Here is a 25,516-nt window from a genome sequence, read left to right as displayed (position 1 = left end):
TGGGTTTATTTGTATGCTCCAATTATATGACTGTAAGGCGGTGATAGAATGGGGAAAAGTATAATTGCCAAAGGAAAAGACGTCCAGGAAGCTTTGCAGACGGGATTGCGATTATTAAAAGCGGAACGGGAAGAGTTCGATGTCGAGATCATTAACAAAGAAACAAAGGGCATATTCGGCATCGGTGCTAAGCAAGCTATTGTGCGGGTAAGTGTTCGGGATAGGGTGGAGGCTGTGGATAGGAAAGGGATGTCAAGTCCAGAAGAAGCGGAGCTCGAAGACATGATTCAAGCTCTGCAAATCGCCGATCTGGATCCTCTGCAGGCTCCTATTATAGATGATAATTCAATAATCATTTCGGATATGGAATTAAGCATAGAGGAATGCCTTGGCAAAGCATGGGCGGACAATGGCCAAATTTTCTTTCTGAATGCGCCGGAGCAATACCCGGTTATTGCTCCGGGCAAAGGTCTGAGGCTGTATGTTAATGACGTTGAAAAAGTAGGAAATACAGCTCTCAAGGAAGGAGATCGCGTAGAGGCTGTTATTGAGGATGAAAGCATTGAACCGGTTTGGGATGTGCAAATAAATGACCGCAAAACGGAAGTAAAGCTTGTCATCATAAAATCTGGCATGAAGATATTTAGAAAACTAAAAAATGCAAGTCCAAGGTCTTATTTGGAGTTAAAGGTTGAAGAAACGAGGATACCAAATCCTATTGACCAAGCATTGCTGTTGGATAAACTTCTTGCTATGCAAGTTCTCTACGGCATTAAGTATGACGAAATAGCTAGAGCTTGCCAGAGCGATAAGAGCGGTTCATTCTTGATTGCGTGCGGCGATGAACCAAAGCCGGGCAAGGATGGCTATTTCAGTTCTTATATGAACGTAGATGTGAAGAAGGAGTTTAAAGAGCGCTCTAACGGAACGATCGATTTTAGGGAAACGCAGCAATTCCCTGAAGCTGAGCCGGGGCAGGTGCTTGGTATGTTTCTGCCGCCTGTTCAAGGAACGCCGGGAAAAACGGTTTCAGGTGAAATTATTCTTCCGCCAGAGTCATTTCCGATTCAGGTCGCAACCGGTAAAGGCGTTGTATTAATTGATGACAATAAAGTCGTTGCTTTGGAAGCCGGTCAGCCTCAGCTCAAGATAACAGGAAGAATAGCGAAAATATCAGTTATTCCTAAGCTGGTCATCAACAAGGACGTCACGCTTGAGATTGGAAATATTCATTATATCGGCGATGTTGAAATTAATGGGTCAATAGAAGACGCGATGCTGGTGGATGCTCAGGGCAATGTGCATGTTCATGGAAATGTCAACAAGGCTAGAATATTCACAGGGCAATCGATTACGGTCGGACGAAACATCATTTCAAGTGAGTTATCCGCTGGCGGAGATACGATGCTGGTTGCGGAGCTTTCACAGAAGCTTGCTGAAATAGTAGACCTCATCAAAAAAATGATAATCGCTATTCATCAATTGGGCTTAGTCTCTGCCTTCAAAATCAGTACCCTGTCCAGAACGGGGCTAGGACCCTTAATTAAAATTTTATGCGATGGAAAGTTTAAGACGCTAACCCCTTTAATTCTTGCATTCATTAATAAAGTAAAAAACGGCGGAAATACGCTGGACGAGGACTGGCACAAGCTCTCTGATGAGCTGAGTAGAGGTTTTATTATGGTGTTAAATTCTCATCTAAGCAGTGAGCAGGATATTTTGGATGTCATTGGTAAAGGGGAACGATTAATTGAAAGCTCGAAAATCACGAAGGAAGCGAAGCAAAATTTCATTCAAATTGGATTTGCTCATCACAGTACCCTTTATTCGAGCGGTGATATTTATATTGTAGGTCAGGGCTGCTATAACACGAAGCTGTTCGCAGAGGGCTTTGTGCAGGTTAACGGATTCGTTCGCGGCGGCGAGATCATTAGCAAAACAGGGGTAAAGGTTGATGAGGCAGGCACGAAAGGCGGCAGTATGACAAAAATCAGTGTGCCAGCGAATCAATCTATCCAAATCAAACTCGCTCTTGCAGATACGTTTCTGCAAATAGGTCCGGTTTCACATCGATTCTTGCAGGAGACCTCGAATGTTCGGGCTAGACTGGATCATAACGGAATTTTACAGCTTCATTAAGACAAGGAGGTAATTTGTTGTTTACCTATGAGCTCAAGCAGGATTTCAAGAAAATCGCAGTGGTTTTAAAAGGCGATATGGATATTGATGTGACGGAAATAATAGCAGATGAAGTAGCGCCTCAGCTAATGGCATGCGAGCAGGTAGAAATCGATTTTTCCCAGGTGCCCTTTATGGACTCGTCAGGGATCGGACTGCTGATTATGCTTATTAATGATCTCAAGGAGCGGGATATCGAGGTTGCGATTGTGAATATCCAAGAGGATGTGAAGCAGGTATTCTCTCTCCTGCAGCTTCCGGAAATTTTGGGGCGTGACGTTTGTGGTGATTTTTAATGGTATTTCAATATTGGACCAGAAGTGAGCGATCCTTCTGGCCCCCGCGATCTCCGAATTGAAACATTGCGCATAGGCTCAAATGCTTTGCAGGTCATGGTTGACAGTTCCGGTGTAATTCGTAATGATGGAAGAGCAAGCGATTAATATGCAACACGGACTAGGATGAGGTTATCTGTTGACAGTACGCTGCTCATAATCATACGAAAGATAAAACAAGGAGCTGACAGCGATGAAATTAGTGGTGGAGCAGCCGGCGGCGCGTTGGTATAAGACGGAGATGGGTTTGGCGGATGGGGATGCGATTCGGATTTATGTGCGACTAGGCGGCTGCGGCAGTGTTCATCCGGGGCTGTCGCTCGGCGTGATCAAGGATATCCCGAGGAGTATCGGAGTTAGCGATGTTGTTGAAGGCGTCACGTATTATATGGAAGAAGATAATTTGTGGTACTTGGAAAACAAGACGCTTCACATCTCCTTTGACGAGAAGTATGAGGAGATTAAGATGGAGGTAGAATAATATTTATATTATTTAACAGTCTCGACTTAGGAGGCGAAATCATGAAAATCGAGCTGGGCCGCTGCCTGCTGGAGCAGCGATTAATCGATTGCGGCATGACCAAGGAGCAGCTGGCACAAGCGTTACTCGTTAGGCCGGAGCGGATTGATGATTATATGGAGAATAAGAGAGTCATGCCGTTAAAAACAGCCATATCGATTGCTGATTCGGTTAAATGCGATGTGCGCGAGTTATATGAGCTGCAAACAAAGCTATAGGATGAATAAGGAGTGCTGATCATGAAGCTGACCGAGGAGCAAATCGTACAATACTTGGCTGCAAGCAAAGGATGGAAGCGCGAGGATGGCAAGTGGATTGTGAAAAACTACCGGTTTGCCGCGTTCATGGATGGCATAACGAACAAATAAGAAACGAACCTCCATCCGCGTATCCGCTGCAGATGGAGGTTTGTTTGTCACTTCGTCCTAATCACAAGTTTTTTCGTTATTGCTTCGATTTGGAGCCGTCGTCTTCTTGGCTCAATTCTTCAAAGGACTTTACTTTGCCATGCGGGTGTTGGTTTTCCTTCCGCTGCTTCCATACATTTTCACGGCGGTTTTTGGGTGATGTCATTGCTGCTTCCCCTCCTTTCATCCTGTAGGGTGGCAAAATGCCAGCTATCTCATACAGAGGAAAGGATGGGGCAGCATCCTGCCTGCTCTAAACGCCGGAATAAGCCAAAAATCCTCCGTCTACAGAAATTGTCGTGCCGGTAACGAAGCCGGCTGTCGTCTCATCGGCCAGCCAAAGCAGGGCGCCGAGCAGATCCTCCGGCTTCCCGAAGCGACGCATCGGCGTGTGGGAAATGATTTTGCCCGAGCGCTCGGTCAAGCTTCCATCCTCTTTAAGCAGCAGCGTGCGGTTTTGTTCGGTAAGGAAAAAGCCGGGCGCGATCGCGTTCACCCGGATGCCGGATTCCGCGAGATGAACGGCCAGCCACTGCGTGAAGTTGACGATCGCCGCTTTTGCCGCGCTGTAGGCGGGAACCTTCGTCATTGGCGACGGGGCGCTCATTGATGAGATGTTAATGATGACGGCGCCCTGCTTCCCAAGCATTTGCTCCGCAAAAATTTGCGTCGGAATGAGTGTTCCGACAAAATTCAAATCCATCACGCTGCGGAAGCCGTCAACACTCAGATTGAATAATGTAGTCACATTTTCCGCATTCAAATGCTCAGGCTTGAAAATTTCATTTGTCGTGTTCGCGCTCGGATGATTTCCGCCAGCTCCATTGACCAATATATCGCAGGCCCCAAGCTGTTCGAGCACTGCTTGACCGGCAGCCCGCGTGCTTTCCGCGTTTGTGACGTCGCAAGCAACAGCGATGGCAGTTCCGCCAGCGGCCCGAATTTCTTCGGCAACGACGGCGCCTTTCTCAGCTGTACGATTCAGAATCGCGACCTTCGCGCCTTGACGAGCAAGCTCCAGTGCCATGAAGCGGCAGAGCACGCCTGCCCCGCCAGTAATGACCGCTACTTTGCCTGACAATGAATCATGAATAGGCAGCTGTGTCATAGGCCGGACACCTTCTCTCCAGAGGCAAGGCGATAAGCATCCCACAATCCCCACAAGTACATAATACCAAGAGCGCGGTCATATAATCCGTAGCCAGGCCGGCATTTCTCATCCCAAATATGACGGCCATGGTCAGGTCTCGCATAGCCAGTAAATCCGATCTCATGATAGGCACGCACAATACCTGCAATATCGACCGACCCGTCTTGCGTGCGGTGCGACGTTTCGATAAAATCGCCATTCTCGTACACGCGAACATTGCGAATATGAGCAAACGGAATACGATCGGCAAATTCATAAATCATGGATACGATATCATTGCTTGGATTCGCGCCAAGCGATCCGCTGCACAGCGTAATGCCATTGTTAGGACTGTCATAAAGCTTCAAAAACTTTCGGAAGTTTTCCTGACAGGTCATGATGCGCGGAAGCCCGAATACGGACCAAGGCGGATCATCCGGGTGAATCGCCATTCGGATTCCGCTGCGCTCGGCCACGGGAATGATCTCTTTCAGAAAATATTGAAGATTGTCCCACAGTTTCTCCTCCGTCACGCCTTGATAGGCCTCGAATAGCTTCGTTAGATGCTGCAGCCGCTCCGGCTCCCAGCCTGGCATCGTCAGCGCAGAATTCGCGTTGATTTCATCGACCAATTGGAATGGATCGGCATTCGCTATACGGCTGTTCTCATAAAATAACGCCGTAGCGCCATCTTCCATCGGCTTATGCAGATCAGTGCGCAGCCAGTCGAAGATCGGCATGAAGTTATAGCAAATAACCTTGACGCCGACGCTTCCCAGCTTCTCGATGGTTTTCTTATAATTATCGATATACAAGTCACGCGATGGGAGACCAAGCTTAATGTCCTCATGCACGTTAACGCTTTCAACAACGTCGATATGTAAGCCTTCCTGCTCAGCCTGCCGCTTCACTTTCAATATTCGTTCCATCGGCCATTCCTCGCCAGCCGCCACATCATGCAGCGACCAGACGATACCTTCGGTTGCCGGGATTTGTTTAATATAGCTCAGCGGAACGGTATCGTTCCCCTCCCCGAACCATCTGAATGTCATACGCATACCAATCGAGACCTCCCATTGTCATTTGTAATAATTCGGATATTTTTCTTTCAGCAGTGCCTGATCCGCGATGTTCAGACTAAGATGCTCCTTCATCAGCCGTTCGGCGCGCGTTGTATCCTTCGCTTTCATGGCTTCAAGCATCGAGCAATGCTGCTCATACAGATGCTCCCAATTGTGGTCGTCGACCAACCGGAGCATGCGGCTGCGGTTCAGATGAGCGTTCATCTGCTGCATGACTGCCCACATATTGCTCTTGCTGCAGCCGTCGAACAAGATGCGGTGGAATGCCTCGTCCAGCTCGAACATGCTTTTGTCGTCCTGCGCTCGCACGCAAGCCTCTTGCCGCTGCAGATTAAGCTCAAGCTCCGACATCTGCTGGTCCGGAAAATGCTGGCATGCTAGCACAATGACGGCTTTCTCCAGCTGTTCTCGCATAAACCGCGCTTCCTCGACCAGCGCCGTATCGATTAGCGCTACGAATGTGCCGCGCTGCGGAAGCACATGTACAAGTCCCTCCTGCGCTAGCCGGACAAAGCTCTCTCTTACCGGCGTTCGGCTTACCTTGAATAACACAGAGGTCTCGTTCTCGGACAAGGGTGTTCCCGGTGGCAGCTCAAGCTTTAATATTTGTTCTCTAAGCTGCATATAGACCGCATCCCGCGTCGATATGGGCTGCGTGCGTAAGCTGAAGTCCATGCGATTGCCCCTTTCCTCATTTTACTTCCATACTACCATACAAGTATGGTAGTGAAAAGTGGGAATGGAGAAAACACAAAAAGGGCAGTCCCAGCAGCAGTAATCTGCGTTTGAGACAGCCCGTTATCCGCTAAATATTATTATTTTATTACGAGATCGCAGCAGAGCGTGCTCAGCATGAAGACTTCATGCTGGCCGCTTGCTAGGCTTCAGCTCTCGTACTCTCCCGCTCATAAAGCGTCTTCAAATAAGTGGACATCACTCTAGCTAACTGATCGGATACCTCTACGAAGCTCATATGCGCGACATCCTCAAAGGTCGTTTCTAGAATGTGCGGGAAATGATAGGTCTCCAGCGGCGTTTCGAGGCTCGTGACGGTAAAGCTGTCATCCGGCTTAATGACAGCATCCGCAGCGCCGGCAACGATTAATACCGGATATTGAGCTTCAGCCAGCACATGGCTGCGATCCGGGCGAAGCTTCATGCCTTCAAGGGTAGCGATAGCCGCTTCTGGCTTTATCTCCTGTCCGATCTTAATGAACTGATCCACCTCATCGCGCATTTCGCTTAGTTTCTCTTCATTAAATAAGTTGGGAATAAGTCCTCGAACGTAGGGACCGATGCCTTTATCGCGAATAGCCTCGATATCCATGATACGTTTCTTCTTCCCGTCATCCGAATCGGGCATTATGGTGGAATGGATCAACGCTAAGCCGTTAAGCATATTAGAATATTTATCAGCGAAGGCTGCCGTTACATAACCGCCTAGCGAATGTCCGAACATGGTAACCTTCTGAATATCGAGCGCCTCGAGCAGCTTCATGACATCCTCGGCCATCGTCTCCATCGTATAGATGCCCTCAGGACTAGAGGTGCCGCCGTGACCGCGCAGATTCGGAGCAATAACACGGTATTGCTCATTAAGCATAGGACAAATGTTGTGCCAGTATAGGGATGAGCCGCAAAAGCCATGCAGCAATACAATTACTTTTTTATTGCGGCTACCGCATTCTTCATAGACTAAATCGATGCCATTCACGTCAATACGCTTCTTTTCCATCGATCTTCACCAGCCTTTTCTATTAGCAATATTGTTTCGTGTAGTCTCTTAACCGATTCTACTATTTCTGAAACATTTGCAAATCTCTATTTTTATTTCTTCTTTACTAGCTTTAATTTGGCTGGGCTGCGCGAAAAAATCATTGTTTCAAACGGGAAGAGGGAGGTTAATAACATGTCAAGCTAGCAAAAACACTTTAGAAGGGCGGGTGATTCCGATGTTAGGATGGGCATTAATGTTTTTCATTCTCGCGATTATAGCTGGTGTCTTCGGCTTTTTAGGAATTGCTTCTGCATTAGCCGGAATTGCAAAAGTACTATTCTTCGTATTCATTGTACTGCTTATTGTCTCGCTGATTGCTGGTCGAAGACGAGTCAGTTAGCAATATTCATTGTATGACGTGACCCTAATAAAACAATTTGATGAGGAGGCGTTGAATATGAATGATTTTAACCAAACAAAGGTGCACACGGTTGACAATATTGCTGAGGTACAGGAGCAAGTATACAAATTCCGCAATGACGGCTATGGAGATGAACGGATTTTTGTACTGACTCATGATAAGGACCGGACAAAGCGGATTGCCGACAATACCGATGCCAAGAAAATTGGTGTTGTGGAAGAAGGCCTGGGAACCGCGATCGCGAATATATTCCGATCCAATGGTGACGAGCTGCGTGCTAAAATGAGGTCGCTGGGCATTTCAAAACAGGATGCGGAACGGCTTGAGCGCGAGATGGATCAGGATAAAATTTTGGTCATCGCATGGAGCGGTCAGGAATATAATTACGAAGACGACCATTATGATTCGGCCGTATACTATTATCCTCCTTTTATTCATTCGAACACACGATTCTAATCGACTTATATCGTATAAAAGGACCTACCCGCGGGTAGGTCCTTTAGGCGTCCTTGTTGACTCCACTATAAATTTTCTTCACAATAGAAGAAGAATACACGATTTAAAAGGAGCCAATACATGAGTATCATAATCGTTGACGACAATGCTACAAATCAGCTTATAATCAAGGCTATTTTAAATAAAGCAGGATACGAGGATTTGAAGGTTGTTTCTTCGGCTATAGAACTGTACGAGCTTCTGGATATCGAATCGATGGCGGCAGCAGAGACAAACATTGATTTGATTCTTATGGATATGATGATGCCTGAGATAGATGGTCTTGAGGCATGCAAAACGATACAAAAGGTGGAACGTTACAAGGATGTGCCCATTATATTCGTAACCGCATTAGGCGATTCCAGCAAAATGGCGGAGGCGCTTGATGCCGGTGCCAGCGATTATGTCATGAAGCCGATCAATAAGATGGAGCTGCTTGCACGAATCCGTTCCGCGCTGCGGCTTAAGCAGGAGATCGATTGGCACAAGGAGCGTGACAAACAGATGAAGGTCAAGCTGGAGCTTGCTAAGAAGGTGCAACGGAATGTGCTGAGCCAACCGATTGAAGATGACAAAATAAAAATCAGTGCGGTATATCAGCCCTCTTCTGAGCTTGCAGGTGATTTTTACGCGTGGTACCATATCGATCAACATCGTTATGGCGTTATTTTGCTCGATATGATGGGACACGGTATTTCATCTTCACTGGTTTGTATGTATATTTCCTCTGTGCTGCGGGATACGATTATTCGAATCACCGACCCGGAGCTCGTCATGCAAGAGTTGAATGGTTATATGATGCAGCTATATAAGGAGGAAGAGCTGCTTAATTATTATTTTACGGCTATTTATCTCGTAGTAGATACAGAGAAACGAACAATTGAATATGTAAATGCGGGCCATCCCGCTGGCAAGTTGCTGTTGGGAGATCAAGTGACGCTCCTCACAGAAGGATGCGGTGCGATTGGTTTATTTGAGAGCATCGATATTCGCAAGGGCATCATCCCCTATGATGAGCCTATGAAGATCATTCTTTATACGGACGGGCTATTGGATTCATTGGGAGAGGGTGAGGAGGATAAGCTGGATCAGATGATTGAGCACTTGAATTTGAGATTTGAGGACAAGCCGGAAGATATCGTGAAAAACATGTTGGCCGAGTATAATAGCGACTATCAGCGCGACGATATTTGTTTGGTGATGATTGCTGCTTCATGATATCGGAAGATGATGAAGGCAGACTGATTTTTTCCATAAACAAGTCTAAATCTGTTTCAGTAAGGGGAGAACAGTGTATATGTAACTATAAGCTAGTTTCATGAAGGCCTGACGATTTGGAGGGATTACATATGAAGAACATGATTTTAATCGGTTGTTTGATTGGCAGCATGCTCTTGGTCTCCGGTGATCTAGGATCATTAGATTCTATATCTGTGGTCATGCAGGAAGCAAGTCTTGAAGAGCAGGCCAAGCCAATTCACTCAATGGGTGAAATATCAACAGCTTCTATGTCCCTTTCGACAGCTTCTAAGGAGCAGCTTATATCCGTTAACGATATTACACTATACGATAATACAAGCAGCATTGTTGAGAAGCTAGGGGAGCCTGAGCTTATCTCGGAGGACGAGTATTTTCCGGACTTTATTATTTATGAGTACCCAGGAATGAATGTTATCTTCCGCGACGACGTCGTTAGTTTTGTTGAGATTTTAGAAGGAGCGCAGTCGCTGCTTATCAATGGAAGACCGCTTCCTGCAACGATTGAGGATATAACCAAAATGCTCGGGGAGCCTGAGCATATAACAGAGGATGGTCTTGTTTTTGAGCGAAATGAAGCATTGCTAAAGCTATTTATCGATCCAGACACCAAGCAGCTGAATACTATAAATTTTTTTCATATATCATCAATGTAGGAGTGAAAAGAATGAACGCTGAACAATTTCAAATTTTAGAAGAAGAAACGAATGAACAATTTATTCTTCATGTTAGCGGAGAACTCGATTTGTCTGTTGTACCGCAGCTTAGAGCGGCACTTGAGCCTGTAATGAACCGCGAGGACAAGGCATTAGTTTTAAATCTCAAGCATTTGAAATACATTGACAGTACCGGAATCGGCATTATTGTTTCGGTGCTGAAGCTGCGCGATCAAATAAAATCGCCGTTTTTTGTGCGAGAAATACCGCCATCTATTAAGCGCTTGTTTGACATGACGGGGATATCCAAATATTTGACAGAAGGGACAGAGGCTTAAGCATGAATGCCATTCGTCTACAAATACCTGCCCATGCGGATTATATGGATATGGTCAGAATCTGTCTCTTTGGCATTGCTTCAAAAATGAATTTTCCGTTCGAGGATATTGAGGATATGAAGGTAGCGGTATCGGAGGCTTGCAATAACGCCGTGCTTCATGGCGCTCAGGAAAAAGAGCTCGCCGTGATTGATATCAACTTTGAATGCGAGGACACCTCCCTTACGATTAAAGTGAAAAATAATGGACCTACATTTACATATTCGGATGCACTGGCTACAGCTTCACCGCTGCAGGATGGCGATGTGAGTGAATTAAAGGTCGGAGGTCTTGGCATTTACCTCATGCAGGCTCTTATGGACGAAGTCAACGTCAACATAGCAGACGGGTTGACAGAGGTTGTCATGACAAAGCATATCGTATGAAGCATATCATTTAGAAATGAAAGAGCACTCCATGTATGTGGAGTGTTCTTTTGCGTCAATTAATCAGCCAATCCCCTAGCTGAAGATGAAGAGACAGGGGACGAGAGAATGAAATATCATCATAGCGGACAATGTTCAAAATTCGGTGTTTGGAGAAGGCTCTGGCTCAGGGAAGCTCGTCAGCCGCGAGGATATAAAGCATGATGTGGAGGAAATAAAAATTCATTGAACGAATCTCCGAAGACTGCTATCGTTAATTTGAAAAGCGAAGCTGGAGAAGTAACGGCTAATTTGGAAGAAGTCCAGTATGATGTTAATTCCTCAAACGAAAAAATGGGGACAATTGGGTCCGGAGGTTTTCGATTAGAGGCACTTACGAATGTGGGCGCGATATCTGTTGATGCGAAATAATGATGTACAGGATGGTGCTCGAAATAGATTAGAATGAAGGGGAAATGGTCTCTATGAGCAACGAAACGAGTAAAGAGCATGAATCCGATTTTCAGTTTGGCGTATATACGTTCGGAGATTTGTTTGCCGATCCGCAAACTGGCCGTACGGTTACTGCACGACAAAGATTGGAAGAAATCGTCGCGGCGGCCAAGCTGGCCGATGAGGCTGGATTAGATGTATTCGGCTTCGGCGAGCATCATCGGTTGGATTTTGCTGCATCATCTCCACCCGTTGTTCTGGCGGCCATCGCTCAGGCAACGAAGCGAATTCGACTGACTAGCGCAACGACGGTACTCAGCACCTCGGACCCTGTACAGGTGTTTGAGGATTTCGCGACACTGGATTTGATTTCTAATGGTCGCGCCGAGATTATTGCTGGTCGTGGAGCGTTTGTCGAATCCTTTCCGCTCTTTGGTTATAATCTCAACGATTATGAAGAGCTATTCATTGAGAAGATTGGATTGCTGCTCAAACTGAACGAAAATGAAAGAATTACCTGGAACGGGAATTTTCGTCCGTCACTGGACAATGCTGAAATTTCACCACGTCCTATCCAAGGAGCCATACCGGTCTGGATTGGCGTTGGGGGAACCAGGGAGAGCGCGCTTAGAGCCGGCACATTAGGTCAAGGGATGGCACTAGCACTGCTGAGCGGCGATCCGGCCTATTATAAGACAGTGGTTGATCTCTACAGGAAAGCCTATTTGGCAGCAGGCCACAACCCCGCGGGCCTTCAAATATCTGTTAACAGTCATGGTTATATTGCGCCAACATCGAAGCAAGCGCTTGATGAATTTTATCCATATTACGTGAACTACTGGAAACCGCTTATGCGGGAGAGAGGGCGCAGATTCGAATTAACAAGACCGGATTTTGAACAATTTGTTCGATCTGATGAAGGACTGGCGGTTGGAAGTCCAGAGCAAATCGTTGAGAAGATTCTTTATCAATATGAGCTGTTCGGACATCATCGCTTCGTAGCCCAGATGGATATCGGCGGACAGCCCTTCTCCAGAGTCGCCAAGGCTATTGAGCTGTTGGCAACGGAGGTTGCCCCTGCTGTGAGGCGTGAGATTCGGCGAAGAAAGTCCAATAGGGTGGGTTGAGCTGTAGAAAAACACTCGAATCCACGAAATAAGATGGAGCAAGGATTGTCCCAGCTCCATCTTATTCATGTTTATTTTTTGCGAAATATACGCTCCGTCGCATTAAAATCATGGTACTCAGGCCTGTGAACGGAGATGAGCGACTCCATACTGCCCAGGCAGAGAAAGGCGTAAGAAGACAAGCTGTCAAAAAACAGGTTATGCACACGGCACTGGAGATCGGAGTCAAAGTAGATGAGCACGTTACGGCATAAGATAACGTGGAATTCATTAAAGGAAACGTCGGTTGCCAGATTATGCTGCGCAAACATCATATTTTGTTTGATTGAATCATGGAAGTAGGCGTGCTTATTGTCAGTATGATAGTAGGAGGAGAACTCCTTCGTGCCGCCTGCCTTCAAATAGTTTTTCGTAAAGCTCTGCATACGCTTGAGCGGAAATTTCCCCAGCTTGGCCTCGTCGATGACAAGCTGATTCATATCGGTAGCATATATTTTGCTTTTACTGAGTAAGTCTTCCTCGAGAAGCAGGATAGCCATCGAGTAAGCCTCTTCTCCGGTGGCACAGCCTGCATGCCAAATTCGAATTTCGGGCTGCTGCTTAAGCAGCGGCACAACATCCCTCCGAAAGGCAAGAAAGAAGCTAGGGTCCCGATACATTTCCGTCACTTTTATAGAAAAATCATTTATCAGTCTGTCAATAAACAGCGGCTCATGCAGCACTTTGTTTAACAATTCTGTAATTGTTTGCAAGCCTTCTTCATTCATACGGTAATGAATACGTCTGCGAAGAGATGAGCGTAAGTAATGCCGAAAATCGAAACCATAGGCACGATATATACCCTCGAGAAGCAAATCGGTTTCGATTTGCTCTCGTTCATCCGGCGATACGCAATCCAGGTCTGTTTGATCATCTTCCCAGTAGCCGCTCAATGCTTCACCTGTTTCGTCAGCCATACTCGCATGAGCGAGAATAGCTGATCCATATCTAATGGCTTGCTAATATAATCGGAAGCTCCGGCCTCCAAGCATTTTTCACGATCGCTCTTCATCGCTTTAGCCGTGAGCGCAATAATTGGAGTGTCGAGCATTCTCTGATCCTGACGGAGAATCTTCATGGTCTCGAAGCCATCCATAATCGGCATCATAATATCCATAAGGACCAGGTCGAAATCTGACTGCTGTTGGACGATCTCCAGACAATGTTTTCCATTATTTGCGACAGTGACGATAAAATCCTTGCTTTTAAGCGCTTTGACAAGGGCGAATACGTTACGTGAATCATCCTCTACAAGCAGCAGCTTCTTGCCTTTAAATACAGATAATTCTGAGTCCTCGGATTGGCTAATTGGTTGCTCTATAGCATCGGAAGCCACATCAGCAGTCGAAGCGGCGACAGATGCGGCAGCAACTTCCTCATTAAGGCTGACGTACTGCTCCTTCTCCATATGAGGCCTGCTCGGTATGTAGAGGGTGAAAGTACTTCCTTTCTGTTCTTCACTTTCTAGAACAATGCGTCCTCCTAACAGTCTCGTAAACTCATTACATATTGATAAGCCAAGTCCGGTCCCGCCATATTGACGGTTAGTTTCGCCATCTACCTGCTGGAAGGCTTCGAAGATAAGCTCCTGCTTGCTGTGCGGGATGCCGATTCCTGTATCAATAACTGAAATAGCTAAAACGGGCTCGTTATTATGCTCCGGAACATATGCTTCAATGAGCTGTGGGTCAGCGTTCTTAATTTTCAATGTGACGGAGCCTGTTTCAGTAAACTTGAACGCGTTAGACAATAGGTTCTTCAAAATTTGCTGCAGCCGCTGACCATCCGTATAGAGGACAGAGGGGACGTCATCATCCACATCGACAAGGAACGCGATCCCTTTCTTCTCGGCTGCAGAGTTGAAGCTGAGCGTCATGTAATCCGGAATTTCGGTTACATTTACTTCATCCATTACCAATAGGACCTTACCAGCTTCTACCTTCGTTAAATCCAAAATATCATCAATAAGTGCCAATAAATCGTTACCAGAGGTGTGAATAACTTTAGCATAGTTTGTTTCCTCCAACGTAAGTGTCTCATTTTCGTTTTCGGAAAGAATTTGTGACAAAATCAGAATGCTGTTTAGTGGGGTTCGAAGCTCATGCGACATATTGGCTAGGAAATTGCTTTTATACTGCGAGCTTTGTTTCAGCCGCTCAGAGTAAAGCTCAAGCTCGGCCTTCGCCTTTTCCAGCTCCTTCGTTTTTAGGGCAGCATATAAATATTGCTCCTCCAGATGCTCGGTTGTCATGCGCATTTCCTCTTGCTGCATCTGCAGCTCCTCCGACTGTGCCTGCAGCTCCTCGGTTTGTGCTTGAAGCTCCTCTGTCAGCACTTGCGATTCGCTAAGCAGTCTCTCTACTTCCATACGTCCCGCCACATTATTGATAGCAACGCCCAGGGATTCTTCGATTTGCTCCATCAGCTTCATATGCTGTGAAGTAAACGGTTCTAATGAGGCAAATTCTACGACTGCAATTACTTTGCCTTCAAACGCTACCGGCACGACGAGAATGCTGTGCGGCAATGCCTCACCCAGACCGGATCTCATTCTGATCGGATGATCGGGAGTCGAGTTCAGGAGAAAGGCGCGATTGTCCAGTGCAGCTTGGCCGACAAGGCCTTCGCCTAAACGGAAGCTTGGTACCCCGTCCTCCTCGCCAGAGCCAGCATAGGCAGATAGCTTGATGAGCCGTTCTTGCCTCCCAGCTCCCTTGCGAATATAAAATATTCCGTAGGTAGCGTTGAGCATTGGAGCGACCGATGATAAGAAGGATTGAGCTAAAGTCGTTATGTCGTTAATTCCTTGATTCGAGGTCGCGACATCGGCGATCTTCGTTTGAATCCAATTTTGACGATGAACATTATCGAGCAAAGCATTTGTGGCTTCTGCCAGCTCCTTGATTTCGTCTCGGCTCTTGACGTCGATGCGCGTGGACAAATCGCCTCCAGAGGATGCGATGTTTTTGATCGTGCCAACAACCTGGTTGATTGTTTTAACAATTGAACCGGATACGAAAGTTATGATTGCAAAAGCAACGATAGAGAGCAGAAGCAGCATCGCATATAGGCTTATAATGAGCATATCATTTCGGTTTTCCAATTTTAAAATATAGTTTTTCGTTTCTTGGATTTGATTTTGATGCAAAGCCTCGAAATTTACGCGCAGTTTGTCAATATCCTGCTTGCCGCTATCTTCATTAAAGAAGTCGATAATTTCTTGCGTCCTATTATCTCGTCTCAGTGCAATAGAAGGTTCTCCGGCTGTTTCGATCCAGTTCTCAATGGTATGTTTAATTTCCTCCAAATCTCTACGCGTATCAGGATTGTCGGAAATAAACGCATAGAGCGTGTTGTAGTTAGACTCCCAATCGTCTTTCCCGGAATAATAAGGCTCCAAGTATGTCTCGTCTCCCGTAATGATGTAGCCGCGCTGGCTTGTTTCCATACTTATGGCATTATAACGAATCGTCGTTATGAGGTTATGAATTTCAATATCACGGCTTGTAATGGTTTCAATTTCATTCTGAAGGGAAGCTATTCTGCCGCTCACGATAAGAATGGACACGCCCAGGCAGCAAAGGATGAGAAAATAGCCGATGGATATTTTGGTGCGAATCGTTAATCTCATATCTCGCAGCATGATAAGCTCCTTTTTCAAAAAAATGATAGTTTGTAACTAGTTGTCTCTATTATAACATGATTGTAACAAACGACAATTTTGACGCATGATTTGGGGAAAATCGCAGAAGTCATCGCTGTTTCAAGATAAGCCTCACAGGGTAATTATTGAATAAAAGGAAGTGGTGTCTGAGATGGATATGATCATTCAGATTTGTATTGTTATTATAGCGGTTGCCTTTGTCATACTAACATATGCTCTAGTTCAAACCCTAAAGTCATTGCGGGGAACGCTAGAAGAAACGAAGCATGCGATCGGACAGCTAAGGACTGAAGTTACGCAAATCAGTGCCGATGTCAAGGAGGCTGTTCATCATACGAATGCGATGACGCTCGATGTCCGCACGAAGCTAAGCGCATTGGATTCTGTATTTGCTTCTGTCAGCGATATCGGCCATGCCATCCACTCCTTCACGGGGGCAGCCAAACAAACGGCATCCAGCATTGCAGTATCAATGAAAAAAGAGAGTGCTCGGCCTGTGAAAGAGCCGGGGATAGTAAGCATGATCTTAGACGGAATAATTTCCGGCGTAAAGGTATGGAACAAAATAAAAACAAGATAGGCTATAATATAACCTATACAAGAGAGGATATGGAAAAATATGGAACAATACATCAGCTTAACGGTTCCGGCAAGACCGGAATATGTCGATATTGTCAGACTTACTTTATTTGGTATTGCCAATAAAGCGGGGTTTACTTATGAAGAAATAGAAGATATGAAGGTTGCGGTTACGGAGGCATGCACGAATGTCATTCTTCATGCATACAGCAATCAGCACAATGGAATGATCGAGCTTCGGTTTGAGCTTGAATCGGAAGGGATTACGATTCGCATAAAGGATGAGGGAAGCAGCTTTAAGTATGAATATGCCGAGCATAAAGCGGCGGCGCTTCACGATAAAGAGCTTAGCGAAGTAACTGCAGGCGGTCTGGGCATTTTTATGATGCATGCCCTGATGGATCGTGTTGAAGTATTTTCTGAAAGAGGTACCGAGGTGATTCTAACCAAGCTCTTTGGTAGGAAAGAGGAGATGGCATGAATTTGAATCCGTCCTACTTAGATCCGAAAGAAATGATTATGAAAATGAAGCTTTACCAGGAAACGAATTGCAATGAGACGGCAACTCTGCTGCTGCAGCATTTTGAACCCATTGTCAAAATGGCTGCCTCGAAAATGTCTCGAAGCCGGCCTGACCTCTATGAGGATCTTTATCAGGTTGGCCAGCTTTCTTTGCTTCGTTTGTTTAAAAATTATGACAGCTCACGGGAAATTCCATTTGAAGGCTATGCGATGAAGAGTATTATTGGACATCTTAAAAATTATTTGCGCGATAAATCCTGGTATATCCAAGTGCCTAGACGAATCAAGGAGAAGGGGCTGCTCATCCAGCAAGCGATCGATCATTTAACCGTTGAGCTTGGGCATTCCCCGAAAATCGAGGAGATCGCAGCCCATCTTGAGCTTTCGGTGGAGGAGACGATCGAGGTGTTGTCCTGCCGTGAATCGTATCACTATGTATCGCTTGATACGCCGCTGTCCAGCGAAGGAGAGAGCGCTGCTACAATTGGTGATTTGATCCGTTCGGATAAGGACGAGTATCAGTCTGTCGATAACCGTCTGGATTTAGAGGAAGCGCTGGATCAATTGAAGGAAGAAGAGAAGAAGGTGCTGTTTTTAGCTTATCATAGCGGACAATCGCAACGAGATATCGCTGAGCAGCTGGGCGTATCGCAGATGAGTGTCTCTCGTATCCAGAAAAGAGCTATAGAGAAGCTTAAGCAGCTGCTAGCCGAACGAGAGCCCGATCCTGAGGCATTGTAATTATTTTTCAGTTTATAACGGAGTGAATGAAAAACCCCCTTTCCACCTATGAAGTGGAAAGGGGTTGCTTTGTGTGTATGATGTAAATTATTATTGCTTGGGATCAGGGATCAGACCCTTCTCAATGATTTCCGTATTGGTTTTCATTTTATCCATATCCTCACCGTGCTTTATCATTTCCTTCTCGGTTGGCGCCATGGAATTTGTTTTATTGTTTAATTTTTCTTTCATATTGAAGACCCGCTGGTGTCAGTGAGATCTTTTTTCACATCTTCCTTACTGGAGGATGCAGCGCTCATAATATTTTGGTTAGATTGTTTTGCGTGGTCAACGAGATCTGCAGCCTCTTCCTTCACAGTAGTGGCAAGGTTGTTTGTAGTTTGACCAATGGTTGAAGCGATATCTTTTGTATTTTGGCCTATAGTGCAGGCGATTTCCTTCGTTTTTTGGGTGAGGGTTTGGCAGGTTGATGCCAGATCCTCCCTCAGAGCTGAACCGGATTTTGGAGCTAGCAGGAGTGCGGTCACTGCGCCAATGGCACCTCCTACAATTGCTCCCAGCAGAATGCCGTTACTTGATTGTTGCTCAGACATTTGACATCTCTCCTTTTCGATTTTCTTAGTTATAAATAAACGTTTTTTCTTTTTTTGAAACAAGAAGGAGAGAGGCAAGCAGGATAAGCGAAGGCGTGACCTTTAATTTTTTGGATAAAATATTAAATTATTTGGGTAAGCTTCGATTTGACTTCAAAGCTATAATCATTATGAAAGCGATTGTAAAAAAAGCACTTGTGAAATAGAGGAGGGCGGGACATGTATAAGGTGTTCCGCAATTCGATTTCCTGGAAGCGAAGCTGGGTCACCGTGCGGGAGGAGCTGGAGCTGATCGAGTGCTTCCTTGAAATTCAAAAATACCGATTCGGCGATAAGCTGGAGTATCAGCTTACGGTGGATGAAACGGTCTATGAGCATATGATTCCGAAAATGACGCTGCTCCCGTTCGTGGAAAACGCTAGCATACATGGCATCGAGAGCACGCCGGGTATTGGGCTCATTGCGATTCAAATTAGGTGCGCGGACAACCGTATTGTATTCCGACTGTCGGATAATGGCAAGGGAATGTCTCCTGACAAGCTGAGGGAGCTGCTTCATTCTTTGCAGGGAGATGACATGATTGGCGACAACGTCGGTATGAAAAATGTATATATCCGTCTAAAGCTACGCTACAAGGATGACTTCAGCTTCGATATTCGAAGCGAGGAGGGTAAGGGAACCGTCGTTGAGCTCCGGCTTCCACTGCAAGAGTAGGGCGCATAAGAGGATGTACGAAAGAAACACCGTGAACAAGCGTCAACGATGTTTCTATGCTTTTTAAAGTAGGAACTAAAGTTTGAGGGGTAAACAATGAACCATTTTCGTTTTATGATGAAAGTGCTTACAAATAGAGCGAGCGATAAGGATTAAGAGGGGATTACCAAGCATGTTTAAAAAGAGGATTTTGTCTATCGGACGATGTATTTCAGCGGGGGTCTAATTCCAGGCTACTTCCTTATTAAAGAGCTTCACCTTAGTAACTCTTTCTGGGTGTATATTATCCCCGCCATTATCGGCGTATTCAATATGATCGTCATTCGCTCCTTTATCGAGGGGCTGCCGGATGGCATTATGGATCCGCGCGACGATGGCGATTGTAGCCAGTCTGCAGATCATTATGACTTACCCGTTCCTTCAGAAGTATTTTGTCAAAGGGATGACGGTAGGCGGCGTGAAGGGCTAATGGAGACGTACGGAACAAAAACTAAGCAACTATAGATGCCGAGCCGCGTCCCTTGCGATGATTCTAGCAATCGGGCGGGAGCGTTTTCGCATTTGATGGGAGGATTTGATGTGGGCGATAACGGATATAAGAGCTGGCTGCGATGCGACAAGGTAACGGATGATGCTTTAAGCAAGGAATACGCGAGCTGGACGATGGAAATCATGGCTCCATCCGTTGTGCGGCAGGAGAGCGGGCAAGCGGCGCCGCTGAAGACCGCGGTTCGAGAGCTGGCGAAAGGCATCGGTTTACTGCTCGGCATGGAGCCGGCCATCGTAGAGGAAGCCAAGCAGGAGGGATATGTGGCTGTTGGTGTCATCGGGGAGTTCGGGCTTTTTGATCGAGAATTTCGTTCAAGAGAAGCGGAGTCGCTGACCGAGGAAGGTTATTTGATTAGAGCAGTCCGTCAGTCTGGTCAAAAACATTTGATCGTTGCAGGCAAATCGGAGAAAGGAGCGCTTTATGGCGTATTTCATTTGCTGCGATTGATGCAGATGGGCGCTTCCTTCGAGGGGCTGGAGCTAATGGAATCGCCAAAATACGGACTGCGAATGATCAATCATTGGGACAACCTCGATGGCAGCGTGGAACGAGGTTATGCAGGACGATCGATTTTTTTCAAAGATCATCAGCTCTTATCCGACTCGGAGCGAGTGCGGGACTACGCAAGGCTTATGGCTTCTATCGGAATTAATGGCATTGTGATCAACAATGTGAACGTGCATCGTCCGGAGACGTTTCTTATGACCGATTTACTGCTTCCTGAGGTATCGGCGATTGCCGGGGTATTCCGCGAGTACGGCATCAAACTGTATTTAAGCGTCAATTATGCGGGGCCGATTGAGCTTGGCGATTTGGATACAGCCGACCCTCTTGATCCAAGGGTAGGTCGGTGGTGGAAGGAGAAGGCGGCCGAGGTGTACCAGCACATGCCTGACTTTGGAGGCTTCCTAGTAAAAGCTGATTCGGAGAACCGTCCAGGACCGTTCACCTACGGACGCGATCATGCTGACGGCGCGAACATGCTGGCAGAAGCGCTGGAGCCTTACGGCGGCCTTGTGCTGTGGAGATGCTTCGTGTACAACTGCCATCAGGATTGGCGCGACCGCTCGACAGATCGGGCGCGCGCCGCGTTTGACCATTTTAAGCCGCTTGACGGACGCTTTAGGGACAATGTCATTTTGCAAATTAAGAATGGGCCGATGGATTTCCAGGTACGCGAGCCGGTATCGCCGCTGTTCGGGGCGATGAAGCAGACGAACCAAATGCTGGAGTTCCAGATTACGCAAGAATATACGGGCCAGCAGCGGCATGTGTGCTATTTGGTCCCGCAATGGAAGGAGGTACTGGAGTTCGAGACCGGCCATAAGGGAAAGGGGAACACCGTCTCAGGCAGTTCAATCAAAGAGATCGTTGCGGGTAATGTGCATCCTTATTCGCACTGCGGCATTACCGCGGTAAGCAATATTGGCGACGACAGCAATTGGACGGGACATCATTTGGCGCAGGCCAATCTGTATGGCTACGGTAGATTGATTTGGAACCCGGAATTGTCGGCTGAGGAGATCGCCAGCGAATGGGCAAGCCAGACTTTTGGCGGCAGCGGGAACGTCCGAGAGACGATCGTTGACCTGCTGCTGGAGTCGTGGCCGATTTATGAAAGCTATACGGCACCGCTCGGCGTGGGCTGGATGGTAAAGCCCCATTATCACTACGGACCCGACGTGGACGGTTATGAATATTCCAAATGGGGGACCTATCACTTTGCGGACCTGCACGGGATCGGCGTAGACCGGACACAAGCAACAGGTACCGGATACGCGAGCCAATATGAGGCGGAGAACGCGACTTTGTATGAGAGCCTGGACACTTGTCCAGACGAGCTGCTGCTATTTTTCCATCATGTTCCGTATACGCACCGCTTGAAATCCGGCCGTACGGTCATTCAGCACATTTACGATACTCATTTCGAGGGCGTGGAGCGCGTCGAATATGGGATCGCGCGCTGGACTGAACTAAAGGGCTTGATCGATGAGGAACGGTTCGAGCACGTATCGGCGAGATTGAACGAGCAATTAGAGAATGCGAAGCAGTGGCGCGATATCATTAATACTTATTTTTACCGCAAATCCGGCATCGCGGACGAGAAAGCGCGAGTGATCTATTAAGAGGCGGAGCATAACCGTTATTTCAATCGATTTTTGCCTAATTATTCGGCAATTTGATTTGAAATGAGGGCGATTAAGTTGATTTGCCCCAATTAATCGCACGTTTCTACTGTAGGGAATGAAAAGCCGGCAAATATGTTTTGTGAAATCGAACGAAAAAGGAGAATAACGATGACCTCTGAAACGAGAAACATGACGCCTAGACTTGGCGAGCAGTACCGCGATTATTTTGATATCGGCGCAGCCGTTAACCTGACGACGATCGAGACGCAGAAGGATGTGCTTTCTGCCCATTACAACAGTATTACAGCCGAAAATGATATGAAGTTTGAACGCATTCACCCGCAGGAGGGTGTATACACCTTTGAGGCGGCGGATAAGCTGGCGGCATTTGCCGGGCAGCATGGCATGAAGATGCGCGGCCACACGCTCGTCTGGCATAATCAAACGCCTGACTGGGTGTTTGAGGGCAGCGGAGGGGCGACTGTGGACCGGGAAACGCTGCTTTCCCGCATGAAGTCGCACATCGATACTGTAGCGGGCCGCTACAAAGGACGCATTTACGGCTGGGATGTCGTAAATGAGGCGATTGAGGACAAGAGCGGCGTATGGCTGCGGGATTCCCGTTGGCTGCAAATTATCGGCGAGGACTTTATCGCCAAGGCGTTTGAGTACGCTCATGAAGCGGACCCAGAGGCGGTGCTTTTCTATAATGACTATAATGAATGTTTTCCTGAGAAGCGCGACAAGATCATTCGTTTAGTACAATCGCTCAAGGACAAGGGGGCTCCGATCCACGGGATCGGCTTGCAGGGCCATTGGAATCTGAATGGGCCAAGCCTCGCGGATATCCGTGAGGCGATCGAGCGGTACGCGGCACTTGGCCTGCAGCTTCAGGTAACCGAGCTAGACATCTCGGTCTTTGATTTCGAGGATCGCCGCACAGACCTCAAGCAGCCGACTTCCGAGATGCTGGAGCTGCAAGCAGAGCGTTACGAGCAGGTATTCCGCCTATTCCGCGAATATAAGGAGGTCATCACGGCCGTTACGTTCTGGGGGGCAGCGGACGATTATACTTGGCTGGACGATTTTCCGGTGAGGGGCAGAAAAAATTGGCCGCTTGTTTTCGATGAGAAGCATCAGCCGAAGCCGTCATTTTTGAAAATAGCGAATTGGAGGGACTAATCCTATGCCAAAAAATATCTTTTTTAACGCGCATCACTCGCCGATCGGCGCATTCGCAAGCTTTACGCTTGGATTTCCGGGCAGCGGCGGCGGTCTGGATCTTGAGCTTGGCCGTCCCCCTCGCGAGAACGTATTCATAGGCGTCGAATCGGCTGATCGAGAGGGTATGTATGACACGCTGCCCTTCTTCGACGTTGTCGATGATGAAAGCAAACGCTATGATATCGAAAACCCGGATCCTGATCAGAACAAGCCGCGCATTTTGTTCCACTATGACAAGGCCGATATCGAACGAGACTTTCGTTTGTCGACGGATAAATGGACAGCAGGCGATTTGACATTCCAGATTTATTCCCCGGTTCACTCGGTACCCGATCCGGTAGCCTCGTCATCGTCGGAGCAGGAGCTGAAGCTGGCGCTCGTGCCTGCCGTTCTGGCAGAGCTGACGATCGATAATACGAAGGGCAGCCGGACACGCCGCGCTTTTTTCGGGTATCAAGGCGCAGATCCGTACAGCTCAATGAGGCGGATGGACGACACGCTGGATAGCATAGCCGGTGTTGGCCAAGGAAGGCTGACGGCAATCGTATCCAACGATCCGGACGTTCAATCGGCACAGCACTTCAGTATGGAAAACATTTTGACCAATCCGCTTAAGGAAAATTGGACATTCGGTCTAGGTCCGGTCGGCGCACTGATTATGGACGTGCCGGCAGGGGAGCGGCGAACCTACCGATTCGCGGTTTGCTTCCATCGCTCGGGCCTCGTCACAGCGGGCATGGACACGTCGTATTATTATACGCGTTACTTCCGGAGCATCGAGCAAGTTGCTGCATTTGCCTTGGACCATTACGAGGAGCTGGTTAGCCGGTCACTCGAGGCGAACCGGATCGTCGACGATGCCGCGCTGTCGGATGACCAGAAGTTTATGCTGGCGCATGCGATTCGCAGCTATTATGGCTCGACGCAGCTGCTCGATGCGGCGGGAGAGCCGTTTTGGGTCGTCAATGAAGGTGAGTACCGCATGATGAATACGTTCGATCTAACGGTGGATCAGCTGTTTTTCGAGCTGAAGCTGAACCCTTGGACCGTTCGTAATGAGCTGGACATGTTCGTGAAGCGGTACAGCTATGAGGATAAAGTGCGCTTTCCTAATGACGGGACGGAATATCCGGGCGGGATCAGCTTCACGCATGATATGGGCGTGGCCAATACGCTGTCGCGACCGCATTATTCATCCTACGAATTGTACGGCATCGACGGCTGCTTCTCCCATATGACGCATGAGCAGCTTATTAACTGGGTGCTGTGCGCATCTGTTTATGTCGAACAGACAGGCGATCGGGCATGGCTCCGCACTAACTTAGACGTGATGGAAGGCTGTCTAGACAGTATGCTGAATCGCGATCATCCTGATCCTGCGAAGCGCAATGGCATCATGGGGCTGGACAGCTCTCGCACGATGGGCGGGGCGGAGATTACAACCTACGACAGCCTCGACGTATCGCTCGGACAGGCGCGCAACAATATATATTTGGCGGGTAAAAGCTGGGCCGCTTATCTGGCCATGGAGAAGCTGCTTCGCGAAGAAGGCAAGACGGAACTTGCGGCAACGGCCGGCTCGCAAGCAGACAAATGCGCACGGACGATTGTCAGCCATGTAACCGAGGAAGGTTATATACCGGCTGTTATTGGAGAAGGTAATGATTCGCGAATCATTCCGGCAATTGAAGGACTCATTTTTCCTTATTACACGAATTTGAAGGAAGCGCTTGACCCGGAAGGCCGATTTGGATTTTATATTGAAGCTTTGCGCAAGCATTTGGATACGGTGCTTGTCGAGGGAAGCTGCTTGTTCCCAGACGGCGGTTGGAAAATTTCTTCTACGAGCAATAACTCGTGGCTAAGCAAAATTTATTTAAGCCAGTTTATTGCCCGCCAACTATTAGGCTGGGAATGGGATGAGAAGGGCGCGGCAGCTGATGCGGCGCATGTGGAGTGGCTCACTCACGAGACGTTGTCCATTTGGAGCTGGAGCGATCAGATCATTTCCGGCGAAATCACCGGCAGCAAATATTATCCGCGCGGCGTGACGAGCATCCTTTGGCTGGATGAGCATTAGCAATGGCTTAGCAATATATTCCACGCGGAAGGACAATCAAGTATTTTCCTATAAAGGCGCATGTCAATCGAAGCTCATTTCGATTGACGTGCGCCTGTTTGTCATTGCTAGATGCGTGTGCTTTATTCAGAATTGCGCGGATTTAACATTATTTTGCCAAAA

General features: G+C 47.3%; 29 protein-coding genes and 1 pseudogene. 21 read left to right on the top strand and 9 right to left on the bottom strand.

The annotated features are described in order from the left end of the window. Window positions 1-48 precede the first annotated feature (48 nt). The 5 genes from ACO9K6_RS10045 (at window position 49) to ACO9K6_RS10025 (ending at window position 3,401) form a co-directional block, all read left to right on the top strand. Complete coding sequence (locus ACO9K6_RS10045) at window positions 49-2,139, top strand: flagellar assembly protein A (RefSeq protein WP_424767426.1); 2,091 nt, start codon at window positions 49-51, stop codon at window positions 2,137-2,139. Window positions 2,140-2,156: 17 nt separating this feature from the next. Beyond that, window positions 2,157-2,474: an STAS domain-containing protein gene (locus ACO9K6_RS10040; RefSeq protein WP_424767425.1), complete on the top strand. Its 318-nt coding sequence runs from the start codon at window positions 2,157-2,159 to the stop codon at window positions 2,472-2,474. Between the two features lie 232 nt (window positions 2,475-2,706). Continuing rightward, entirely contained in the window at window positions 2,707-2,994 is a 288-nt protein-coding gene (locus tag ACO9K6_RS10035) for a HesB/YadR/YfhF family protein (protein WP_424767424.1), read from the top strand. Window positions 2,995-3,035: 41 nt separating this feature from the next. Then, window positions 3,036-3,251: a helix-turn-helix domain-containing protein gene (locus tag ACO9K6_RS10030; protein ID WP_424767423.1), complete on the top strand. Its 216-nt coding sequence runs from the start codon at window positions 3,036-3,038 to the stop codon at window positions 3,249-3,251. A gap of 21 nt (window positions 3,252-3,272) precedes the next feature. Then, the gene (locus ACO9K6_RS10025) at window positions 3,273-3,401 is read left to right on the top strand and encodes a 4a-hydroxytetrahydrobiopterin dehydratase (protein ID WP_424767422.1); all 129 of its coding nucleotides are present in this window, start codon (window positions 3,273-3,275) and stop codon (window positions 3,399-3,401) included. Between the two features lie 76 nt (window positions 3,402-3,477). Here ACO9K6_RS10025 and ACO9K6_RS10020 read toward each other — a convergent pair whose 3' ends face one another. The 5 genes from ACO9K6_RS10020 to ACO9K6_RS10000 form a co-directional block, all read right to left on the bottom strand. Further along, entirely contained in the window at window positions 3,478-3,606 is a 129-nt protein-coding gene (locus ACO9K6_RS10020; protein ID WP_424767421.1) for a DUF6254 family protein, read from the bottom strand. Window positions 3,607-3,693: 87 nt separating this feature from the next. Further along, window positions 3,694-4,548, bottom strand: a complete 855-nt coding sequence (locus ACO9K6_RS10015) for an SDR family oxidoreductase (protein WP_424767420.1) — start codon at window positions 4,546-4,548, stop codon at window positions 3,694-3,696. Further along, complete coding sequence (gene uxuA, locus ACO9K6_RS10010) at window positions 4,545-5,627, bottom strand: mannonate dehydratase (protein ID WP_424767419.1); 1,083 nt, start codon at window positions 5,625-5,627, stop codon at window positions 4,545-4,547. Before uxuA ends, ACO9K6_RS10015 begins: the two co-directional genes overlap by 4 nt. A gap of 21 nt (window positions 5,628-5,648) precedes the next feature. Then, window positions 5,649-6,326 (bottom strand): GntR family transcriptional regulator, encoded by a 678-nt coding sequence (locus ACO9K6_RS10005; RefSeq protein WP_424767418.1) that lies wholly within the window; start codon window positions 6,324-6,326, stop codon window positions 5,649-5,651. A 202-nt stretch (window positions 6,327-6,528) separates the two neighbouring features. Then, the gene (locus ACO9K6_RS10000; protein ID WP_424767417.1) at window positions 6,529-7,386 is read right to left on the bottom strand and encodes an alpha/beta fold hydrolase; all 858 of its coding nucleotides are present in this window, start codon (window positions 7,384-7,386) and stop codon (window positions 6,529-6,531) included. A gap of 217 nt (window positions 7,387-7,603) precedes the next feature. On the opposite strand from ACO9K6_RS10000, the gene ACO9K6_RS09995 reads away from it, so the two are divergent. From ACO9K6_RS09995 to ACO9K6_RS09960, 8 genes are all read left to right on the top strand, one after another. Further along, window positions 7,604-7,768, top strand: coding sequence for a DUF1328 domain-containing protein (locus ACO9K6_RS09995; RefSeq protein ID WP_424767416.1), 165 nt, complete (start codon window positions 7,604-7,606; stop codon window positions 7,766-7,768). A 57-nt stretch (window positions 7,769-7,825) separates the two neighbouring features. Continuing rightward, a complete protein-coding gene (locus tag ACO9K6_RS09990) occupies window positions 7,826-8,245 on the top strand; it encodes a YflT domain-containing protein (protein WP_424767415.1) in 420 nt (139 codons plus the stop codon). A gap of 120 nt (window positions 8,246-8,365) precedes the next feature. Then, window positions 8,366-9,502, top strand: coding sequence for a SpoIIE family protein phosphatase (locus ACO9K6_RS09985; protein WP_424767414.1), 1,137 nt, complete (start codon window positions 8,366-8,368; stop codon window positions 9,500-9,502). Window positions 9,503-9,633: 131 nt separating this feature from the next. Then, the gene (locus ACO9K6_RS09980) at window positions 9,634-10,197 is read left to right on the top strand and encodes a hypothetical protein (protein WP_424767413.1); all 564 of its coding nucleotides are present in this window, start codon (window positions 9,634-9,636) and stop codon (window positions 10,195-10,197) included. 11 nt (window positions 10,198-10,208) lie between these two features. After that, window positions 10,209-10,535 (top strand): STAS domain-containing protein, encoded by a 327-nt coding sequence (locus tag ACO9K6_RS09975; RefSeq protein WP_424767412.1) that lies wholly within the window; start codon window positions 10,209-10,211, stop codon window positions 10,533-10,535. A 2-nt stretch (window positions 10,536-10,537) separates the two neighbouring features. Then, a complete protein-coding gene (gene rsbW, locus ACO9K6_RS09970) occupies window positions 10,538-10,960 on the top strand; it encodes an anti-sigma B factor RsbW (protein WP_424767411.1) in 423 nt (140 codons plus the stop codon). Between the two features lie 225 nt (window positions 10,961-11,185). After that, on the top strand, window positions 11,186-11,371 hold the full coding sequence (locus ACO9K6_RS09965; RefSeq protein WP_424767410.1) for a hypothetical protein: 186 nt from the start codon (window positions 11,186-11,188) through the stop codon (window positions 11,369-11,371). A 53-nt stretch (window positions 11,372-11,424) separates the two neighbouring features. After that, window positions 11,425-12,519, top strand: coding sequence for an LLM class flavin-dependent oxidoreductase (locus ACO9K6_RS09960; RefSeq protein ID WP_424767409.1), 1,095 nt, complete (start codon window positions 11,425-11,427; stop codon window positions 12,517-12,519). Between the two features lie 71 nt (window positions 12,520-12,590). Here ACO9K6_RS09960 and ACO9K6_RS09955 read toward each other — a convergent pair whose 3' ends face one another. Together ACO9K6_RS09955 and ACO9K6_RS09950 are read right to left on the bottom strand one after the other, a co-directional pair. Beyond that, window positions 12,591-13,475, bottom strand: coding sequence for a CheR family methyltransferase (locus tag ACO9K6_RS09955; RefSeq protein WP_424767408.1), 885 nt, complete (start codon window positions 13,473-13,475; stop codon window positions 12,591-12,593). Further along, entirely contained in the window at window positions 13,448-16,201 is a 2,754-nt protein-coding gene (locus ACO9K6_RS09950) for a response regulator (protein WP_424767407.1), read from the bottom strand. Before ACO9K6_RS09950 ends, ACO9K6_RS09955 begins: the two co-directional genes overlap by 28 nt. A gap of 172 nt (window positions 16,202-16,373) precedes the next feature. Here ACO9K6_RS09950 and ACO9K6_RS09945 point away from each other — a divergent pair, with 172 nt between their 5' ends. From ACO9K6_RS09945 to ACO9K6_RS09935, 3 genes are read left to right on the top strand one after another with little or no spacing between them, the layout of a single operon-like run. Then, window positions 16,374-16,802 carry a DUF948 domain-containing protein gene (locus ACO9K6_RS09945; RefSeq protein ID WP_424767406.1) on the top strand — a complete coding sequence of 143 codons (429 nt, stop codon included), beginning with the start codon at window positions 16,374-16,376 and terminating at the stop codon, window positions 16,800-16,802. A gap of 39 nt (window positions 16,803-16,841) precedes the next feature. Continuing rightward, window positions 16,842-17,282, top strand: a complete 441-nt coding sequence (gene rsbW / locus ACO9K6_RS09940; RefSeq protein ID WP_424767405.1) for an anti-sigma B factor RsbW — start codon at window positions 16,842-16,844, stop codon at window positions 17,280-17,282. Continuing rightward, the gene (locus ACO9K6_RS09935; RefSeq protein WP_424767404.1) at window positions 17,279-18,064 is read left to right on the top strand and encodes a sigma-70 family RNA polymerase sigma factor; all 786 of its coding nucleotides are present in this window, start codon (window positions 17,279-17,281) and stop codon (window positions 18,062-18,064) included. The genes rsbW (ACO9K6_RS09940) and ACO9K6_RS09935 overlap by 4 nt, the downstream gene beginning before the upstream one ends. Before the next feature lie 90 nt (window positions 18,065-18,154). Here ACO9K6_RS09935 and ACO9K6_RS09930 read toward each other — a convergent pair whose 3' ends face one another. Continuing rightward, on the bottom strand, window positions 18,155-18,295 hold the full coding sequence (locus ACO9K6_RS09930) for a hypothetical protein (protein ID WP_424767403.1): 141 nt from the start codon (window positions 18,293-18,295) through the stop codon (window positions 18,155-18,157). Further along, window positions 18,292-18,657, bottom strand: a complete 366-nt coding sequence (locus tag ACO9K6_RS09925; protein ID WP_424767402.1) for a YtxH domain-containing protein — start codon at window positions 18,655-18,657, stop codon at window positions 18,292-18,294. Before ACO9K6_RS09925 ends, ACO9K6_RS09930 begins: the two co-directional genes overlap by 4 nt. Window positions 18,658-18,876: 219 nt before the next feature. Between ACO9K6_RS09925 and ACO9K6_RS09920 the strand changes: the two genes are divergently transcribed. The 5 genes and pseudogenes from ACO9K6_RS09920 (at window position 18,877) to ACO9K6_RS09900 (ending at window position 25,354) form a co-directional block, all read left to right on the top strand. Further along, a complete protein-coding gene (locus tag ACO9K6_RS09920; RefSeq protein ID WP_424767401.1) occupies window positions 18,877-19,371 on the top strand; it encodes a sensor histidine kinase in 495 nt (164 codons plus the stop codon). Window positions 19,372-19,572: 201 nt separating this feature from the next. Beyond that, window positions 19,573-19,840: pseudogene (locus tag ACO9K6_RS09915) on the top strand (hypothetical protein); the annotation flags it as partial. A gap of 95 nt (window positions 19,841-19,935) precedes the next feature. Beyond that, window positions 19,936-22,047: an alpha-glucuronidase family glycosyl hydrolase gene (locus ACO9K6_RS09910; RefSeq protein ID WP_424767473.1), complete on the top strand. Its 2,112-nt coding sequence runs from the start codon at window positions 19,936-19,938 to the stop codon at window positions 22,045-22,047. A 171-nt stretch (window positions 22,048-22,218) separates the two neighbouring features. Then, the gene (locus ACO9K6_RS09905; RefSeq protein WP_424767400.1) at window positions 22,219-23,232 is read left to right on the top strand and encodes an endo-1,4-beta-xylanase; all 1,014 of its coding nucleotides are present in this window, start codon (window positions 22,219-22,221) and stop codon (window positions 23,230-23,232) included. A gap of 4 nt (window positions 23,233-23,236) precedes the next feature. Further along, window positions 23,237-25,354, top strand: coding sequence for a glycoside hydrolase family 52 protein (locus ACO9K6_RS09900; protein WP_424767399.1), 2,118 nt, complete (start codon window positions 23,237-23,239; stop codon window positions 25,352-25,354). Window positions 25,355-25,516: the final 162 nt, after the last annotated feature.

This window comes from Paenibacillus praedii (assembly GCF_049725345.1).
GTDB lineage: Bacteria > Bacillota > Bacilli > Paenibacillales > Paenibacillaceae > Pristimantibacillus.
This window is presented reverse-complemented; position numbering and strand designations above follow the sequence as displayed.